Below are 17,694 nucleotides of genomic sequence, written 5' to 3'. Positions count from 1 at the left end.
GAGCGAATCATCAGATGCAGCGCCATGAGCGAGCACCGCGAGCGAATCATCAGGTGCAGCGCGGTGGTGCCTCATCGCGACGCCGAGCGCAGCGAGGTGGGGCGATGAGTTACGCCCGGGTGCTCTGTGTCGGGCTGGTCGGGGTGACCGGGCATCTGGTGGAGGTGGAGGTGGATCTCGCCGCCGGCCTACCCGGGGTGGTGATCTCCGGGTTGCCCGACACCGCCCTGCACGAGGCACGCGATCGGGTCCGGGCCGCGGTGGTCAACTCCGGCCAACGGTGGCCGAACCGCCGGATCACCCTGAATCTGCTGCCGGCCACCCTGCCCAAGTTCGGTTCGGCGTTCGATCTGGCGATCGCGGTGGCTCTGCTCGGCGGCTCCGGTGAGCTTCCGCTGCTGCCGCTGGAGGGCGTGGCGGTCCTCGGCGAGTTGGGTCTGGACGGCACCGTACGACCGGTCCGGGGCGTGTTGCCGATGGTCGTCGCGGCGGCGAAGGCCGGTGTCCAGCGGGTGATCGTGCCGGCGGACAACACGGCCGAGGCGGCGGTCGTCCCCGGGCTGCTGGTACGCGGCGTGGACACCCTGCACCGGTTGGTCGGCTTCGTCCGCGACGGCACCCCGCTGATCGAGCCGTCGGATGACGCTCCGCCTCCGGCCGCGCCCGGCCCCGACCTGGCCGAGGTGGCCGGGCAGGGCCTGGGGCGGCGTGCCCTGGAGGTGGCCGCCGCCGGTGGGCACCATCTGGCGCTGATCGGGCCGCCGGGTGCGGGCAAGACGATGCTCGCCGAGCGCCTGCCGTCGATCCTGCCGGAACTGGACGACGAGGCCGCGCTGGAGGTCACCGCGCTGCACTCGATCGCCGGGCTGCTGCCGCCGGGTGGCCGGTTGATCCGCCGGCCTCCGTTCCAGGCACCGCACCACACCGCGACGGTGCCCTCGATCGTCGGCGGCGGTTCGGGGCTCGCCCGTCCCGGTGCGATCTCACTGGCGCACCGTGGGGTGTTGCTGATGGATGAGGCACCCGAGTTCAGCAAGGCCGCGTTGGAGGCGCTGCGTCAGCCGTTGGAGCACGGCCGGGTGCTGCTCACCCGGAGCCGGGGCAGCGCCGAGTACCCGGCCCGCGCCCAACTGGTGCTCGCGGCCAATCCGTGCCCGTGCGCGAACCCGGCCGGCGACGACCGCTGTGAGTGTCCCCCGCTGGTCCGCCGTCGCTACCTCGGCCGACTCTCCGGGCCACTGCTCGACCGGATCGACCTCCAGGTGCGGCTGGCGCCGATGCGCGCGGCCGAGCTGATGGAGACGGGCAGTCACGAGTCGTCCGCCGTAGTCGCGGGCAGGGTGGCGGCGGCCCGGGCGGCGGCGGCCGGGCGGTGGGCACCGCTGGGTCGACGCCTCAACGCCGAGATACCCGGTCCGGACCTGCGACGAGCACCGTGGCGACTGCCCGGCCGGGTCACCGCCGAGTTGCGGTCTCGGCTCGACTCCGGGTCGCTCTCCGCCCGTGGCTTCGACCGGATCATCCGACTCGCCTGGACGATCGCCGACCTGGACGGGCGGGCCACCCCGAACGCGGAGGACGTCGGCGAGGCCATCGCACTCAGGACGGGAGAGGGCATGTGAGCACCCACGAGGAGCTGACCCTGGCGCGGGTGGCGTTGACCTGGCTGGCCGAACCGGGCACCCGGTCGGTGTACGGGTTGGTCGACGAGTTGGGTCCGGTAGGCGCGCTGGACCTGCTACTGGACGGCGGTGCACCACAGCAGGGGCTACGCGAGTCAGTGGCGGCGCGTACCCGGGCCGGTGACGCCAGGGCGATCGCCGCCGAGGCGTTGCACCGCGCCGACCGGCTCGGTGTCCGGGTCGTCATCCCCGGCGACGACGAGTGGCCCGGCACGGTGGAACACCTGCGCACCCTCCGCCTGCCCGACGCACGCCGCCGGGTGGACGTCGAGACCGCGCCGCCGCTCTGTTTCTGGGTACGCGGGTCGTGGCCGCTGGCGGAGGCGCTGGACCGGTCGGTGGCGGTGGTGGGGGCACGGGCGGCCACGGCGTACGGCGTCCACATCGCCACCGACCTCGGCTACGGGCTGGCTGACCGGGACTGGACGGTCGTCTCGGGCGGCGCGTTCGGCATCGACGCCGCCGCGCATCGTGGGGCGTTGAACGCCGGTGGGCTCACGGTCGCGGTGCTCGCGTGTGGGGTGGACCGCGCCTACCCGATGGGCAACGCGGCCCTGTTCGACCGGATCGCCGACACGGGTCTGTTGGTCAGCGAGTGGCCGCCGGGGGCGGAGCCGCTGCGTCCCCGGTTCCTCATCCGCAACCGGGTGATCGCGGCGGGCACCCGGGGCACCGTGCTGGTCGAGGCGGCGGCCCGCAGCGGCGCGACACAGACGACCCGGCGGGCCATCGCCCTGGGCCGCCCGGCGATGGTGGTTCCGGGCCCGGTCACCTCGGCCATGTCGGTCGGGGCCCACGAGGTCCTTCGGGAAGAGCCGAAGGCGCGGCTGGTCACCGGCCTGGCGCAGGTGCTGGAGGAGGTGGGTCGGATCGGTGAATTGGCCCCGGTGCCGCGTGGGCCCGAACGGCCCACCGACCTGCTCGACGACGACGCCCGGTCGATCGTGGAGGCGATGCCCCGGCGGGGGCGGGTGGGCGTCGACGCCCTCGCCACGCGGGCCGGCCTCGCCGTCCGCACGGTGTTGCGCAAACTGCCCCTGCTGGAGGAACTGGCTTTGGTGGTACGCCGTGACGACGGCTACGCCCTGGCCAGCCCGACCGGCAAGGGCACGGGCACCCATGCCCGAACAGCAGGACCGGCCCGTCCGCCAGGAACTCCGTATGGCTGAGCACGCCACGTGTTCGCCGACCGGGCGCCAGCGCTCGTAGGGTGGTTCCCGTGGGCAGGATGGGCGCGCGAGGATCGGCCGCCACCAGCACCCGGGCGATGCACGGCGCGCTGCCGGCACCGCTGCGGGAGGCGGTGGACGAGTTCGCCGAGCACCTCGCCTCGGTCCGTAACCGCTCGGCGCACACGGTCCGGGCGTACGTCGCCGATCTGGTCTCGCTGTTGAACCACGCGCAGCGGATGGGCTGCACCGAGGTCGCCGAGCTGAGCCTCGACACGGTGCGCAGCTGGCTGGCCCGGCAACGCACGACCGGTGCCGCCCGCACCTCGCTGGCGCGTCGGGCGGCCACCGCCCGGACCTTCAGTACCTGGGCCCACCGGGCGGGACTGCTGCCCGCCGACGTCGCCGCCACGCTGGCCAGCCCTCGGCCACGCCGGACGCTGCCGACGGTGCTTCGTCCCGAACAGGCGGCGCTGCTCGTCGAACAGCCGGCCAGCCGGCCGGCCCCGCCGGCATTCCCCACGACCACACCACCGCCCCCCGACGGCCAACCTGCCGAGGACCACGACCCGACCGGCGTCGCCGCCCCATCTGTCGCCGCCCCATCTGTCGCCGAGGCGGCCGAGCCGGTCACCGACGAGCAGGACGGTGCGGCGGTGCGGCTACGCGACCGCGTGCTGCTCGAACTGCTCTACGGCACCGGGGTGCGGGTCAGCGAGGCGTGCGGTCTCGACACGGCCGACGTCGACCAGGGCCGGCGGGTGGTCCGGGTACGCGGCAAGGGCGGACGGGAACGGACGGTGCCGTACGGGCTGCCGGCGCAGCGTGCCCTCGACGACTGGCTGCGACGGGGGCGACAGCTGCTGGCCACCCCGGAGTCCCGCGACGCGCTGCTGCTCGGTGCCCGGGGCGGTCGGCTGCATCCGACGACGGCCCGCCGGATCGTCAACGGCTACGCCGAGGCGGCCGGGCTGCCCCGGACCAGTCCGCACGCGTTACGTCACTCGGCCGCCACCCACCTGCTCGAAGGCGGAGCGGATCTCCGGGCAGTGCAGGAGCTGTTGGGCCACTCCTCGCTGGCCAGCACCCAGATCTACACGCATGTCTCGGTGGAACGTCTCCGGGCCGCCTACCGTCAGGCCCACCCCCGCGCCTGACGGCGGGTGAGGCAGCCGGAGCGAAGGCGAGCCGGTCGCCCCGGCCCGACGGTTACGATCATCAGGTGAGCGTCCCGCCGCCACCCGAGCCGATCACCGGTGCCCGCCTGCTCTTCTCCCTCGACCCGGCGGTCAGCCATCTGAACCACGGCTCGTTCGGGGCGGTGCCGATCGTGGCGCAACGGGCGCAGCAACGGCTACGCGACGAGATGGAAGCCGACCCGCTGCGGTTCTTCACGCAGGGCCTGGCCGACCGGATCGCCCACACCCGTCGACACCTGGCGGGTTTTCTCGGTGCCGACCCCGATCACACCGCTCTGACCACCAACGCGACGACTGGTGCCGCAGTGGTGCTCCAGTCCCTGGGGCTCCGCCCCGGCGACGAGGTGCTCACCACCGACCACGGCTACGGCGCGGTCGACTACTCCATCGACCGGGAGTGCCACCGCACCGGTGCGACGCACCGGGTTCTGCGGGTGCCGTTGACCGCCACCGCCGAGCAGGTGGTGCAGATCGTGCGGGACGGCCTGCGTCCGGGGCGTACCCGTCTGCTGGTGGTGGACCAGCTCACCTCGGCGACGGCCCGGCTGTTCCCGGTCGCCGCGATCGTCGGGGTGGCCGGCGAGCACGGCGTACCGGTGCTGGTCGACGCCGCACACGCTCCGGGCATGCTGCCCGCGCCGGTACGCGGCATCGGTGCCGACTTCTGGGTGGGCAACCTGCACAAGTGGGGGTACGCCCCACGCGGCACCGCAGTGTTGGCGGTGGCTCCACGGTGGCGGGACCGGATCGAGCCGCTGGTGGTCTCCTGGGAACAGGATTCGGGCTTCCCGGCTCGGCTGGAGTGGCAGGGCACCTCGGACTACACGGCCTGGCTGAGCGCCCCGGCGGGTCTCTACACACTGCGCAGCCTCGGCGTCGACCGGGTACGCGCGCACAACGCCGCCCTGGCCGCGTACGGGCAACGGGTGGTGGGGGACGCGCTCGGCGTGCCACCGGCCGACCTGCCCGACCCCGGCGGACCGACGGTCGCCATGCGGCTCATCCCGTTGCCGGCGGGTCTCGCCACGACCCGGGACGGTGCTCGGGCGTTGCAGACCCGCATCGCCGAGCGGCTCGCCACCCAGGTCGCGGTGACGACCTGGGACGGACGCGGCTGGCTGCGGCTGTGCGGGCAGGTCTACAACTCGCCTGAGGAGTACCAACGACTCGCCGTCGGGCTGCCCGGCCTGCTCGCCCAACGGTGAGCGCCGACGACCGGTCGACGGTGACGTGGCCGAGGGGCAGCAGTCGGGCCCGTCCGAGGCCGAGCAGCGCGAGCGGGTCGAGATAGTCGTCTCCTCGGCGCAACCCCCAGTGCAGGCAGGCGGCCGTGGGGCAAGCGGCGTGGCCGGGCAGCAGGGCACCCAGGGGCGCACCGGCGGCAACCACCGTGCCTGCGGTGACGACAGGGCGGACGGGTTCGTAGGTGGTCCGTAGGCCGTCGGCGTGCCCGACGGTGACCACCGGCCGGTCGGCGACCATGCCGGCGAACAGGATCGTGCCGGCCCCGGCCGCCCGGATCGTGGCGGCGGCGGGGGCGCTCAGGTCGACCCCTCGATGACCGGCAAGCCACGGCCGGGGCGGCGGGTCGAACCGGCGTACCGGCTGCGGCACGCCGTCGACCGGCCACCGAAACGACCCAGCCGGGTCGGCCTGCGACGTGCCGTCGACCGGCCACCGAAACAGCCCTGCGGCGTCGGCCCGCGACGTGCCGTCGACCGGCCTGCCCGGTGCCGTCGCTGGCCCGACTGGTGCGGCCGTTGGCGGCGACGATCCATTCGCTGGGGGCGCGCCGCCCGCCGGTGCCACCAGCAGGAGCGTGAGGACGCCGGGTATCGCTATCCGTGGTCGCATGAGGTCGAGCGTGGCCAGGCCCACCGGCCTTCGCCGCCCCGGACCGTCGACCTGTGGATGGCCGGACGTCCTGTGGACAGTCCACCGGGAACTGGATGATCTGCTATAGACGGCCGCGCCCGACCGGGCCAGACCGGTGCCAAGGCGGGAGACCGGCGGGAACGGCGGGCGGTGCACTGTGGACGTGACGACGGGCGGCGCGGACGATCGCGGCGGGTGGGGGATCCGCCGTCGTCAGCCCGTGGGCGACGCTGGGCTCAGCCGCCGAAGCCGGAGTCGGCGGGCAGGGAGATGTCCGGCTTCTCCAACTCCTCGACGTTCACGTCCTTGAATGTCACGACCCGGACATTCTTCACGAACCGGGCGGGGCGGTACATGTCCCAGACCCAGGCGTCGTGCATCTCGACCTCGAAGTAGACCTCGCCGTCCGAGTTGCGGACGTGCAGGTCGACCTGGTTGGCCAGATAGAACCGGCGTTCGGTCTCCACCACGTAGGAGAACTGACGGACGATGTCGCGGTACTCCCGGTAGAGCTGGAGCTCCATCTCGGTCTCGTACTTTTCGAGATCTTCCGCGCTCATCGCACTCCGCCTTCCATGACCACATCTTCCCCCACCGGCGCCGGAGGCCGAGGCTGCTCGCTCAACGCCACGCCGACGGTACCCCCTGCGGCGCCGGAGCGCCCCATCGGCTCTTCCCGACTTGCGCCCAGCGGTCGTCGCGAGCGGGGTGGCCGGTTGTCGAGCCCGGAGACAGCGGCCACGTTCACGTACGAGAAACGGTGCTCCCGACACGGCCCACGCTCGCGCAGGGCGGCCGTGTGCTCGGCGGTGATGTAGCCCTTGTGCTCGGCGAACCCGTAGCCCGGATACGCGGCGTCCAGATCCACCATGATCCGGTCCCGGGTGACCTTGGCCAGTACGCTAGCCGCCGCCACACAGGCAGCGACCCGGTCACCCTTCCACACCGCAAGCCCCGGCACACCCATGCCGTCGACGCCGAACCCGTCGGTCAACACGTACTCCGGCCGGACCGTCAGCGAGGCCAGCGCCCGCCGCATCGCGGCCAGATTGCACACATGCAGCCCCCGGGCGTCGACCTCGTCCGCCGGGATGACCACCACCGCGTACGCCAGGGCACGCTCGACGACCTCGTCGTGAACCCGTTCCCGGCTGGCCGGGGTGAGCAGCTTGGAGTCGGCCAGCCCGTCGATCTCGCCCCGCCGCCCCTCCGGCAGCACCACGGCAGCGGCGACCAGCGGCCCGGCGCAGGCACCGCGACCCGCCTCGTCGGCACCGGCGACATAGCGGAACCCACGCCGTTGCAGGGCCCGCTCCAGGGCGTAGAGCCCGGCCTCGCGGCGGACCACGGTGCGTGGTGGAGTCAGCATGTCTGTCCCTCGGTGACAGCCGTCGTACCAGCCAACGCCCGGGCCAGCACCTCTGCAAGGTCAAGTGGGTAGCAGCGTTCCGTGGTGCCGGTCAGCTCGTCGATCGACCACCACCGGTACCGGTCGACGCTGCCTCGCTCCACCTCGCTGAAACCGGCCGTGTCGACCTGGTGTGCCGACACCCGGACGAGGAAGAACCGCTGCTCCTGCCGATACCACACCCCGTCGAAGGAGAATTCCACGACATCCGCGTGCACCGGCTCGCCGACCTCGGCCACCGACAGCCGCAGTCCGGTCTCCTCGGCCAGTTCGCGGACGGCGCCCTCGGCGTACGTCTCCCCCGGATCAAGCCCCCCGCCCGGGGTGAACCACCACCGCCCGTCGTCCGGACGAGCGGGGTCGGAGCCTCGGAACAGCAGCAACCGGTCGGCCGCGTCGACCAGGAGGACGCGGGCGGCGCACCTCGGGGTGTAGTCGGTCACCGCACCAGACTGCCAGAAGCCTGCGACCTCGCCCACGCCCCGGCACCCCCGTCGAGGCCCGGCCTGGGCGGGTGCTCGCCGACCGGCGGGTCGGCCCAGCTCAGGGCTTCGGAATCGCGTCGAACTCATCCGGCACGGACAGGAGGGTTGCCCGGTCGAACGGCCAGAAGATCGTGAAGGCCCGCCCCACCACGTCCTTCTCGGGGATGGTGGCCGACTCGATGTTCTGCCCGGACTGCTGGTAGTGCTCCAGTGAGTCGCCGGAGGCGGACCGGTGGTCGCCCATCACCCAGAGCCGACCCTTCGGCACCTGCACGTCGAACTCCTGGTCCGCCGGCTTGTCCCGCTGGCCGTCCACCGAGAAGATGTACGGCTCGTCCAGCGGCGTACCGTTGATCACCAGGCGGTCCTGCTCGTCGCAGCAGACCACCCGGTCGCCGCCGACACCGATCACCCGCTTGATGAAGTCCTCGCCCGCGGGGTTGCCGCTCCACTCCAACGGCGCCTTGAAGACGATCACTTCGCCCCGCTGCGGCGACCGGGTGTGGTAGACGAGCTTGTTGACCAACACCCGATCGTCGATCTTGAGTGTGTTCTCCATGGACGGCGAAGGAATGAAGAAGGTCTGCAGTACGAAGGCGCGTACCAGTACCGCGACCAGGATCGCCACCCCGAGGAGGATGGGCAGTTCCTTCCAGAAGGAGTGGCGGGGCTTGTCGGTCTGCTCGTCAATCACGGGAGGAGCCTACGTTGCCCGACCGAGCGCGACCGTCCGGAACGCGCGAGAACGGATAGTGTGGCCGCAATCGGGATGAGCAGGACGACACCTCCATCGGGTGTGGGCCGCACCGGGGCCACGCCGCCACTCGCGGTGGGCGGCGGCGCGACGGTGGCGAACGTATCGGGGATCGGCAGCGAGTGCCATCGGCTGGAGGGCCAGACCACCGCGAACGCCCGCCCCACGACGTTGTCGATCGGCACCGTGCCCTGGCAGCGCGCGTCCTGTGAGACCTGACGGTGGTCGCCGAGGACGAATATGTGGCCAGGCGGCACGACGATCTCCTCGAACCGTCGGGAGCGGCACTCGTCCGGGTTCGGTGGGAGGTCCAACGGCGAGTCGCGCAACACGTACGCCGACTCGTCCAGCGGGGTGCCGTTGACCAGCACCCGTCCCTGGTCGTCGCAGCAGCTCACCCGGTCCCCGGGTAGTGCGATGACGCGCTTGATGAAGTCCTTCTCCCCCGGACGCCCGACACCGACCAGGTCACCCACGGTGCGACTGAGCTTGTCGGCGAAGCCGGCGGGCGGCTCCACATCCACCTGGGGGACCCACCGGTCGGTGCCCCGGAAGACCACCACCTCGCCGCGCTGTGGGTTCCGGACGTTGTAGACGACCTTGTTGACCACCACCCGGTCGCCGACGAGCAGGGTGTCCTCCATCGAACCGGAGGGGATGAAGAACGCCTGGAGCAGGAAGGTGCGGATCAGCACCGCCAGGCAGAAGGCGACGATGAGCAGCAACGGCAGCTCCTGCCAGAGCGGCATCTGCCGCTTGCCCCGCCGGGTCCGCCGACGCCAGGGATCGGCCGCACCGCTGTCGTCAAGCGCCTGTACCACACCCACTCCCCGGTCCGCAGAAACGACTACCGCCCGGGAACCTCGTCGAGGCTCCCCGGGCGGTAGTCGGAGGTCACCCGCCACGATGGCGGGCCACCGCCGCGCTGCGCCCGTACGACCAGGGTAGTGCGGACTGGCCGGTACGACATACGCGCAGCTCGGGCGGCGTGGCGCAGAGCGAGGTCAGCTCGGCTGCTTCTCGCGCAGCTCCTTGATCTTGGCCTTCTTGCCACGCAGCTCACGCAGGTAGTAGAGCTTGGCACGGCGGACGTCACCGCGCACCACGACCTCGACACGGTCGATCGCCGGGCTGTTGATCGGGTAGGTCCGCTCGACGCCGACGCCGAAGCTCAGCTTGCGGACGGTGAAGGTCTCGCGCAGCCCAGCACCCTGGCGACGGATGACGACGCCCTGGAAGATCTGGACCCGGGACCGGGCTCCCTCGACCACCCGGGCGTGCACCTTGACGGTGTCACCGGCGCGGAAGTCGGGCAGGTCGGTGCGCTTCGACTGGGCGTCAAGGGCGTCCAGGATGTTCATCGCTGTGTCCTCGTGAGGCTCACGGCGCACCGTCACTCGGCGCGCGGATGGGTGATACTGATCCCCGGGTGGTGGCCGGTGGAACCGACCCCGGTCGAGGATCCTCGCAGCCGCCTACGGGCGCAGACGACTGCGGCAACCCCCCTACTTTGCCACATCCGCTCCGGGCACCTGAAATCCGGCCCGCTGCAACGTCGCCACGTCCCGTTTGTCCAGGCTCTCCGGGTCCAGTCCGGCGAGCATGTCCGGCCGACGGTGACCCGTCCGGATCAGCGACTCGTCGCGCCGCCAGCGGGCGATCCGGCCGTGGTCGCCGGAGCGGAGCACCTCCGGTACCGACAGCCCCCGCCAGGTCGCCGGCTTGGTGTACATCGGCGCTTCCAGCAGCCCGTGCGCGTGCGACTCCTCGGTCAACGAACCGGCGTTACCGAGCACCCCCGGCAGCAGCCGGGTCACCGCCTCCAGGATCACCAGCACCGCCACCTCGCCGCCGAAGAGGACATAGTCGCCGAGGCTGACCTCGGTGACCGGCATCCGCGTCGCCGCGTGGTCGAGGACCCGCTGGTCGATGCCCTCGTACCGACCGCAGGCGAACAGCAGGTGCGGCTCGGCCGCCAGTTCGTGGGCCAACGCCTGGGTGAAGGGCACCCCGACCGGCGACGGCACCAGCAGCCGGGGCGGAGCGGACTCGGCCGGGGCCAGGGCGTCCAACGCCTCACCCCACGGCTCGGGCCGCATCACCATGCCCGGCCCGCCACCGTACGGGGTGTCGTCGACCGTCCGGTGCACGTCGTGGGTCCAGTCGCGCAGGTCGTGCACGGCCAGCCGCAGCGTCCCGTTGGCTCGGGCCTTGCCGATCAGCGACAGGTCCAGCGGGGCGAAGTACTCCGGGAAGATCGACACGATGTCGACGCGCATCAGGGGTGCCGCCAGTCAGAGATCGAGCAGGCCGCCGGGCGGGTCCACGACGACCCGACCACCGGCGAGATCGACCTCGGGGACGATCTCCTTGACGAACGGGATCAGCGCCGTGCGCCCCTCGGGACGTCGCAGCACCAGCAGGTCGGAGGCGGGAGCGTGGTCGATCCGGGCCACCTCGCCCAACTGCTCACCGGTCGGGGTGACCACGGCCAGCCCGACGAGCTGGTGGTCGTTGAACTCCTCCGGATCCTCCGGCGGAGCGACGTCGGCGCTGTCCACCACGAGCAGGGTGCCACGCAGCGCCTCGGCGACGTTGCGGTCCAGCACCCCGTCGAAGACGACCAACAGCCGCCCCTGGTGCCAACGGGCGGACTCGACGGTCAACTCGTCGGGCACCTGGAACGGCACACCGGGACCGCTCGGCACGGGCTGGGCGGCGTTCGCCCCCGGCATGGTGGCCAGCACCGTGCCGGGGGCGAACCGCGTCTCGGGCTCGTCGGTACGTACCTCCACGGTGACCTCACCGCGGATGCCGTGCGGCTTACCGATCCTGCCGACGATGAGCTGCATCAGTACGAGTCGACGATGTCGACGCGCACGCCGCGCCCACCGATGGAGCCGATCACCTGGCGCAGCGCCTTGGCGGTCCGGCCGGACCGCCCGATCACGGTGCCGAGGTCCTCGGGATGCACCCGGACCTCCAGCCGCTTGCCGCGACGGGAGTCGACCATCCGGACGCGCACGTCGTCAGGATGGTCGACGATGCCCTTGACCAGGTGCTCCAACGCCGGCCGCAGCGCCATGTCAGGCCTGCTCGCCGGAGTTCGCGGCGGGCTGCTCCTCGGCCGGCGCCTGGTCGGCCTTCGGCGCCTCGGCCTTGGCTGCCTTCTTCGCCGGCTTGGCCGGGGTGTCGGCCACGCCCGCGGCGGCCTTCGCCTCGGCCTCGTAGGCCGCCTTGCGGTCGGCCCGCTCGGCGGCGACCTTCAGCGGCGGCGGGGCCGGCAGGCCCTTGAACTTCTGCCAGTCACCGGTCAGCTCCAGCAGCCGCTGCACCGCCTCGCTGGGCTGAGCGCCGACGGACAGCCAGTACTGGACCCGCTCCGACTTGACCTCGATGACCGAAGGGTCTTCCTTCGGCTGGTAGATCCCGACGAACTCGATCGCCCGGCCGTCGCGCTTGGTGCGCGAGTCGGCGATGACGATGCGGTACTGCGGGTTGCGGATCTTGCCCATCCGCAGGAGCCGGATCTTTACGGCCACGGTTGTTTCGCTCCTGTTGCGATCTCACCGACCCGGTACGGGCGGTGCACGGGTGAGCGCCAACCGGCACAGTGGGGTTGGGCCGGAGACCACTCGGGTGGACTGGCGACGCGCCGGGTTAGAGGGCGCCGGACGCGCGCCGGATACCAGCCAGCCATTCTGCCAGATCGCTTCCGGAACGTTCACACCGCACCGCCCCGGGTCACCCGAGACGGGCCGTACGTGACGAAGAACACACCCCGTGGTCAGCGGACCGGAGGGCGATCCCAGCCGTCGGGCAGGCGGTCGGGGACGGTCCAGTCCGGCGGCGGGGTGAAGTCGCACCAGGTGCCGTCGAACGGGAAAACCCCCGCCTCGGCCAGTGCGATCATCCGCTTACCCTCGGTCCGCACCGCTGCCTCGTCGGTCACCCAGTAGTGCTCCGGGAAGGCCAACCGCTCGACGAACTCGTCCTCGTCCTTCCACTCCCAACTGCGGTCCGGACGGACCCACACGTCGAGGTCCTGGTCGACGATGTCGACACCGGCCAGTCCGCCGTCGTCCCAGCGGACACCGGGTTCCTCCAGGTTGACGTACCAGCCGGTGAAGCGACCCTGGGCATCGCGGAACCACCAGACGGAGTGTGCCGCGCCGGTCGGCAGGAACTTCAGCAGCGGCGGTCCAGTCCAGCGGCCCCGCGCCAACCGGTAGGTCGGGGTCAGCCACTCGCGGAAGGGCACCGCCCGCATACCCAGCCCGGCCTCGTTGACCTCAGCGGCCACCGGCGTGCCCTCGGCCACCCAGAGCAGTAGCCCTCGTTCGTCGTCGCTGACCACCCGGGCCGGTCGGACCCAGCCGACCCGCCCCCGCCGCACGTTGCGGTGCACGACCAACCGACCAGGTTCGAACCTCACAGCCTCGACCCTATCCATCCCGAGCCGCAGCACCCCACCCCGGTGAGATGTTAGGAAGGGCCCCTTCCTCTACCGGAGGCGTTAACAGGGTGCCCTTCCTTACAACTCAGTAGGCGCGGGCGAGGATGGCGACGAGGTCCGGCTCGTCCTCGCTGTCGGGGACGGTGCCGTCGGCGCGTACCAGGCAGCGCACCGTGACACCCTGCCCGTTCGCCTTCGCCTCACCGTCGACGCCGACGGCGGACCACGGCACCCGGGCCCAGCCGGTCGCCGCCGCCTCCAGCGCCTCGTCGAGCGTGGCCACGTCGACCGTGCGCGACTCGCGGAAGGCGAGCGCCTGGTCGTGCAGCGCCCGCTGGTCGGCGTCGAGCGCGGCGAGCACCGCACCGACCACGTCCGCCACCGGCGTGGGGGACTTCGAGCCGTCCGTACGCCGGACCACCACCGCGTTGCCGGCGCCCAGGTCGCGGGGGCCGACCTCGACGCGTACCGGATAGCCGCGCAGCTCGGCATCGACGGCCCGGCGGCCGAACGGGGTGTCGGTGCGGTCGTCGAGCGCCACCCGGACACCGGCGTCGCGCAGCGCGTCGCGCAGCTTGGCCGCCGCCTCGGTGACGCCGTCACCGTCCTTGACCACCATGACGTACGCCTGGGTCGGTGCCAGCCTCGGCGGCACCCGCAGCCCGTTGTCGTCGCCGTGGCACATGATCAGACCGCCGAGCATCCGGGTCGAGGTGCCCCACGAGGTCGTCCAGGCGTGCTCCCGACCGCCCTCCGCCGAGGAGTAGCTGATATCGAACGCCTTGGCGAAGTTCTGGCCCAGCTCGTGGCTGGTGCCGAGCTGGAGCGCCTTGCCGTCGCCCATCATGCCTTCGCAGGTGTAGGTGGCGGTCGCCCCGGCGAAGCGCTCACGGGCGGTCTTGAGCCCGACCACCACCGGGATGCCGAGCACGCTCACCATCAGGTCCTCGTACGCCTCGTGCAGGATCTTGCGGGCGTAGGCGCGGGCGTCGGCGCGGGTGGCGTGCGCGGTGTGCCCCTCCTGCCAGAGGAACTCGCTGGTCCGCAGGAAGACCCGGGGGCGCAGTTCCCAGCGGACCACGTTGGCCCACTGGTTGAGCAGCAGCGGCAGGTCCCGGTACGAGTCGATCCACTTGGCCATGAACTCGCCGATGACCGTCTCGCTGGTGGGCCGCACCACCACCGGCTCGGCGAGTTGCTTGCCACCACCGTGGGTGACCACGGCCAGTTCGGGCGAGAAGCCCTCGACGTGCTCGGCCTCGCGCTTGAGGTAGCTCTCCGGGATGAACAGCGGAAAGTACGCGTTCTCCGCCCCGGCGGCCTTGATCCGGTCGTCCATCTCGGCCTGCATGCGCTCCCAGATGGCGTAGCCGGCCGGTCGGATCACCATGGTCCCCCGCACCGGCCCGTTGTCGGCCAGCTTCGCCTTGGCGATCAGATCCTGGTACCAGCGAGGAAAGTCCTCAGCCCGGGGAGTAAGCACACGCGCCATGACCGCACATCCTATGCCCCCGCACAGACCCCCCTCCGCTCCCACCCCGCGCCCCCACCCACCCCGGCGCGGTGATCAAGAAGTTTTGGTCACCAGCGGGCCGAATCCTGACGAAAACTTCTTGATCAACGCGGGTGGGGGTGGCCGCGGAGGATGAGGTGCGTGGGGGTACGCAGGGCGTTGAGGTCCCGGCGGGGGTCTTCGGGGTAGATGGTGAGGTCGGCGAGGGCGCCTTCGACCAGTCCGGGCAGGCCCAGCCATTCCCGGGCCCGCCAGGAGGCGGCGGCGAGGACGTCCAGGGTGGACATGCCGGCCTGCTCGTGCAGCAGGAGCATCTCCTCGACGGCAAGGCCGTGGTCGATGCCGCCACCGGCGTCGGTACCCACGAAGATCGGCACCCCGGCCTCGTACGCGGAGCGCACCACCTCGGGGAAGCGGTCGCGCAGGGCGAGCATGTGATCGGCGTACCCGGGGAACTTCCCCCGCGCCTGGTCGGCGATGTTGCCGAAGGTACGAATGTTGATCATCGTGGGGATCAGTGCGGTGCCCTGTCGGGCCATCAGGTCGATCACGTCGAGACTCAACCCGGTGCCGTGCTCGACCGAGTCGACCCCGGCCCGCACCATGATCTCCACCGCCGACTCGCTGAAGGTGTGCACGGCGGCGCGTACCCCGGCCGCGTGGGCGGCGGCCACGGCGGCGGTCATCGTGTCGGCGTCCCAGGCCGGTGCCAGGTCACCGACGCCCCGGTCGATCCAGTCGCCGACCAGCTTCACCCAACCGTTCCCGGCGGCGGCCTGCTCTGCCACGGTCGCGGCCACCTCGGCGGCACCGACCTCCACCCCGATGTCGCGCAGGTACCGCCTGGGCGGTGCCACGTGCCGCCCGGCCCGGATCAGGCGGGGCAGGTCGGACTCGTCGTCGAGTTCCGGGTACGGGAAGGGTGAGCCGGCATCCCGGATCGCCAGCACGCCCGCGTCCCGATCGATGCGGGCCAGGGCGCGGGCCTGGTCCAACGAGGTGATCGGCGCGCCGCCTCGGGCGATGCCGATGTGGCAGTGCGCGTCCACCAGCCCCGGCAGGATGAAGCCACGGTCGGCGATCGTCTCCGCGCCGGGCACCGGGTCGAAGGTGATCCGGTCGCCGACCAGCCACAGATCCCGGACCTCGTCGTCCGGTAGGAGCACACCGCGCACATGCAGAGCCATGCGCACAGTCCTACCCGATCACTCCTCGTCGCGCGCGAGGAGCCCCGCTCGCCGCGCGGTCAACGCCGGCAGGTCGACCGACACCTTCCACGGTCGCTTTGTGACGAAGAGATCCTCAGTGTGGGCGGCGACCTCGTAGTCGCCGGACGAACTGAGGGTGTACTCCGTCAGCGTCATCTTCTCGTGCAGCGGGTCGACCACACAGTAGGTGCGCACGCCGGCGTGGGCGTAGACCTTGGCCTTGTCGTACTGGCAGCGTGGGGGCCACGGTCATGACTCCTCTTTCCAGGCCAGCACCACCCTAAGCACCGGTCACGCCACCCGCCGTCACCGACGCGCTCAGCGGGGCGGCTTGCCGTCCTTGCCGAACTTGTTGAAGTCGATCTTCGGCAGCTTGAAGCCGGGCGGCAGGCCCTGACCGGCGGCCAGGTCCTCCGGGCTCATCCCCGGCGGGAGCTGCGGCATCCCGCCCGGGAAGCCACCCTGCACCCCCCGGGTGCCGGCACCGCTGCGCGGCCGGTTTCCACCCTTGGTGCCCTTGCGCTTGTTCTTCGGCGACTTGGTCGCCTTGCGCCGACCGGCGCCGGGCAGGCCCATCATGCCGCCCATCTGCTTCATCATCTTCTGCGCGTCGGTGAAGCGGTTGAGCAGCTGGTTGACGTCCATCACGGTGACGCCGGAACCGTTGGCGATCCGGGCCCGCCGCGACCCGTTGATGATCTTCGGGTTGGTGCGCTCGGCCGGGGTCATCGACCGGATGATCGCGGTGATCCGGTCGAAGTGCTTGTCGTCCAGCTCGGCGAGCTGGTCCTTGACCTGCCCCATGCCCGGCATCATGGCCAGCACGTTGGCGATCGGCCCCATCCGGCGTACCGCGATGAGCTGGTCGAGGAAGTCCTCCAGGGTGAACTGCTCGCCGCCCATCAGCTTGGCGGTCATCTTCTCCTTCTGATCGGTGTCGAAGGCCGCCTCGGCCTGCTCGATCAGAGTGAGGACGTCGCCCATGCCGAGGATCCGGCTGGCCATCCGGTCGGGGTGGAAGACGTCGAAGTCCTCCAGCTTCTCGCCGGTGGAGGCGAACAGAATCGGCTGCCCGGTGACCTCACGCACCGACAGCGCAGCACCACCTCGGGCGTCGCCGTCGAGCTTGGAGAGGACCACGCCGGTGATGCCGACGCCGTCCCGGAACGCCTCCGCCGTGCGCACCGCGTCCTGGCCGACCATCGCGTCGATGACGAAGATGACCTCGTCGGGGTTGACCGCGTCGCGGATGTCGGCGGCCTGCTGCATCATCTCCGCGTCGACACCGAGCCGGCCGGCGGTGTCCACGATGACGACGTCCCGGGCAGCCCGCCGGGCGTGCTCGATGGAGGACTTCGCCACCTGCACCGGGTCGCCGACCCCGGTGCCGGGCTCCGGGGCGTACACCTCGACACCGGCGCGGCCACCGAGCACCTGGAGCTGCCCGACGGCGTTGGGGCGTTGCAGGTCGGCGGCGACCAGCAACGGCTGGTGGCCCTGGGCCTTGAGCCAGCGGGCCAGCTTGCCGGCGAGGGTGGTCTTACCGGAACCCTGGAGACCGGCGAGCATGATCACCGTCGGCGGCTGCTTGGCGAACTGGAGCCGCCGCCCCTCGCCGCCCAGCACGGCGACCAGTTCCTCGTTGACGATCTTGATGATCTGCTGGGCCGGGTTGAGCGCCTGGGAGACCTCCGCGCCGCGCGCCCGCTCCTTGACGTTCGCGATGAAGCCCTTGACCACCGGCAGCGCGACGTCCGCCTCCAGCAGCGCGAGGCGGATCTCGCGCGCGGTGGCGTCGATGTCGGCGTCGGTGAGGCGTCCCTTGCCACGGAGCTTGGTGAAGATCCCGGAGAGGCGGTCACTCAAGGTGTCAAACACGCGAACATCCCGATTGTCAGTGTTCCGGCGAGCACGAACGAGGCCGGGAGAGCTGTCCGACCACCGC

Annotated in this window: 18 protein-coding genes and 2 pseudogenes; 4 read left to right on the top strand and 16 right to left on the bottom strand. The window is 71.5% G+C overall.

The window, feature by feature from the left end:
• Positions 1-104 precede the first annotated feature (104 nt).
• From ACLQ2S_RS04190 to ACLQ2S_RS04175, 4 genes are all read left to right on the top strand, one after another.
• Complete coding sequence (locus tag ACLQ2S_RS04190) at positions 105-1,622, top strand: YifB family Mg chelatase-like AAA ATPase (protein WP_155215738.1); 1,518 nt, start codon at positions 105-107, stop codon at positions 1,620-1,622.
• Positions 1,619-2,851: a DNA-processing protein DprA gene (locus ACLQ2S_RS04185; protein WP_425701146.1), complete on the top strand. Its 1,233-nt coding sequence runs from the start codon at positions 1,619-1,621 to the stop codon at positions 2,849-2,851. The genes ACLQ2S_RS04190 and ACLQ2S_RS04185 overlap by 4 nt, the downstream gene beginning before the upstream one ends.
• 59 nt (positions 2,852-2,910) lie before the next feature.
• Positions 2,911-4,008, top strand: coding sequence for a tyrosine recombinase XerC (locus tag ACLQ2S_RS04180; RefSeq protein ID WP_425701145.1), 1,098 nt, complete (start codon positions 2,911-2,913; stop codon positions 4,006-4,008).
• A 65-nt stretch (positions 4,009-4,073) separates the two neighbouring features.
• On the top strand, positions 4,074-5,255 hold the full coding sequence (locus tag ACLQ2S_RS04175) for an aminotransferase class V-fold PLP-dependent enzyme (protein WP_425701144.1): 1,182 nt from the start codon (positions 4,074-4,076) through the stop codon (positions 5,253-5,255).
• 31 nt (positions 5,256-5,286) lie between these two features.
• Here ACLQ2S_RS04175 and ACLQ2S_RS04170 read toward each other — a convergent pair.
• From ACLQ2S_RS04170 to ffh, 16 genes and pseudogenes are all read right to left on the bottom strand, one after another.
• Positions 5,287-5,904, bottom strand: a pseudogene (locus ACLQ2S_RS04170) (peptidoglycan DD-metalloendopeptidase family protein); the annotation flags it as partial.
• Between the two features lie 257 nt (positions 5,905-6,161).
• Positions 6,162-6,485 carry a DUF2469 domain-containing protein gene (locus tag ACLQ2S_RS04165; RefSeq protein ID WP_425701143.1) on the bottom strand — a complete coding sequence of 108 codons (324 nt, stop codon included), beginning with the start codon at positions 6,483-6,485 and terminating at the stop codon, positions 6,162-6,164.
• Positions 6,482-7,294: a ribonuclease HII gene (locus tag ACLQ2S_RS04160; RefSeq protein ID WP_155215740.1), complete on the bottom strand. Its 813-nt coding sequence runs from the start codon at positions 7,292-7,294 to the stop codon at positions 6,482-6,484. Before ACLQ2S_RS04160 ends, ACLQ2S_RS04165 begins: the two co-directional genes overlap by 4 nt.
• On the bottom strand, positions 7,288-7,776 hold the full coding sequence (locus ACLQ2S_RS04155; protein ID WP_425701277.1) for an NUDIX hydrolase: 489 nt from the start codon (positions 7,774-7,776) through the stop codon (positions 7,288-7,290). Before ACLQ2S_RS04155 ends, ACLQ2S_RS04160 begins: the two co-directional genes overlap by 7 nt.
• 100 nt (positions 7,777-7,876) lie before the next feature.
• Positions 7,877-8,512, bottom strand: a complete 636-nt coding sequence (gene lepB, locus ACLQ2S_RS04150) for a signal peptidase I (protein ID WP_309222863.1) — start codon at positions 8,510-8,512, stop codon at positions 7,877-7,879.
• A 9-nt stretch (positions 8,513-8,521) separates the two neighbouring features.
• Positions 8,522-9,393 (bottom strand): annotated as a pseudogene (gene lepB / locus ACLQ2S_RS04145) (signal peptidase I).
• 183 nt (positions 9,394-9,576) lie between these two features.
• Positions 9,577-9,933, bottom strand: a complete 357-nt coding sequence (gene rplS / locus ACLQ2S_RS04140) for a 50S ribosomal protein L19 (protein ID WP_155215744.1) — start codon at positions 9,931-9,933, stop codon at positions 9,577-9,579.
• A gap of 144 nt (positions 9,934-10,077) precedes the next feature.
• Entirely contained in the window at positions 10,078-10,851 is a 774-nt protein-coding gene (trmD, locus tag ACLQ2S_RS04135; RefSeq protein WP_155215746.1) for a tRNA (guanosine(37)-N1)-methyltransferase TrmD, read from the bottom strand.
• A 15-nt stretch (positions 10,852-10,866) separates the two neighbouring features.
• Positions 10,867-11,424, bottom strand: coding sequence for a ribosome maturation factor RimM (gene rimM / locus ACLQ2S_RS04130; protein WP_155215748.1), 558 nt, complete (start codon positions 11,422-11,424; stop codon positions 10,867-10,869).
• Positions 11,424-11,657, bottom strand: a complete 234-nt coding sequence (locus ACLQ2S_RS04125) for an RNA-binding protein (RefSeq protein ID WP_013732101.1) — start codon at positions 11,655-11,657, stop codon at positions 11,424-11,426. Before ACLQ2S_RS04125 ends, rimM begins: the two co-directional genes overlap by 1 nt.
• 1 nt (position 11,658) lies before the next feature.
• A complete protein-coding gene (gene rpsP / locus ACLQ2S_RS04120; RefSeq protein ID WP_309222864.1) occupies positions 11,659-12,114 on the bottom strand; it encodes a 30S ribosomal protein S16 in 456 nt (151 codons plus the stop codon).
• A 245-nt stretch (positions 12,115-12,359) separates the two neighbouring features.
• Positions 12,360-13,007, bottom strand: a complete 648-nt coding sequence (locus ACLQ2S_RS04115) for a DUF402 domain-containing protein (protein WP_425701142.1) — start codon at positions 13,005-13,007, stop codon at positions 12,360-12,362.
• A gap of 106 nt (positions 13,008-13,113) precedes the next feature.
• Positions 13,114-14,520, bottom strand: coding sequence for a proline--tRNA ligase (gene proS / locus ACLQ2S_RS04110; protein WP_155215752.1), 1,407 nt, complete (start codon positions 14,518-14,520; stop codon positions 13,114-13,116).
• Between the two features lie 125 nt (positions 14,521-14,645).
• Positions 14,646-15,728: an amidohydrolase family protein gene (locus tag ACLQ2S_RS04105; RefSeq protein WP_425701141.1), complete on the bottom strand. Its 1,083-nt coding sequence runs from the start codon at positions 15,726-15,728 to the stop codon at positions 14,646-14,648.
• 18 nt (positions 15,729-15,746) lie between these two features.
• Entirely contained in the window at positions 15,747-15,944 is a 198-nt protein-coding gene (locus tag ACLQ2S_RS04100; protein ID WP_425701140.1) for a hypothetical protein, read from the bottom strand.
• Positions 15,945-16,067: 123 nt separating this feature from the next.
• Positions 16,068-17,627 carry a signal recognition particle protein gene (ffh, locus tag ACLQ2S_RS04095; RefSeq protein WP_309222866.1) on the bottom strand — a complete coding sequence of 520 codons (1,560 nt, stop codon included), beginning with the start codon at positions 17,625-17,627 and terminating at the stop codon, positions 16,068-16,070.
• Positions 17,628-17,694: the final 67 nt, after the last annotated feature.

It is taken from the genome of Micromonospora sp. DT48 (assembly GCF_049844495.1).
Lineage (GTDB): Bacteria > Actinomycetota > Actinomycetes > Mycobacteriales > Micromonosporaceae > Micromonospora.
This window is presented reverse-complemented; position numbering and strand designations above follow the sequence as displayed.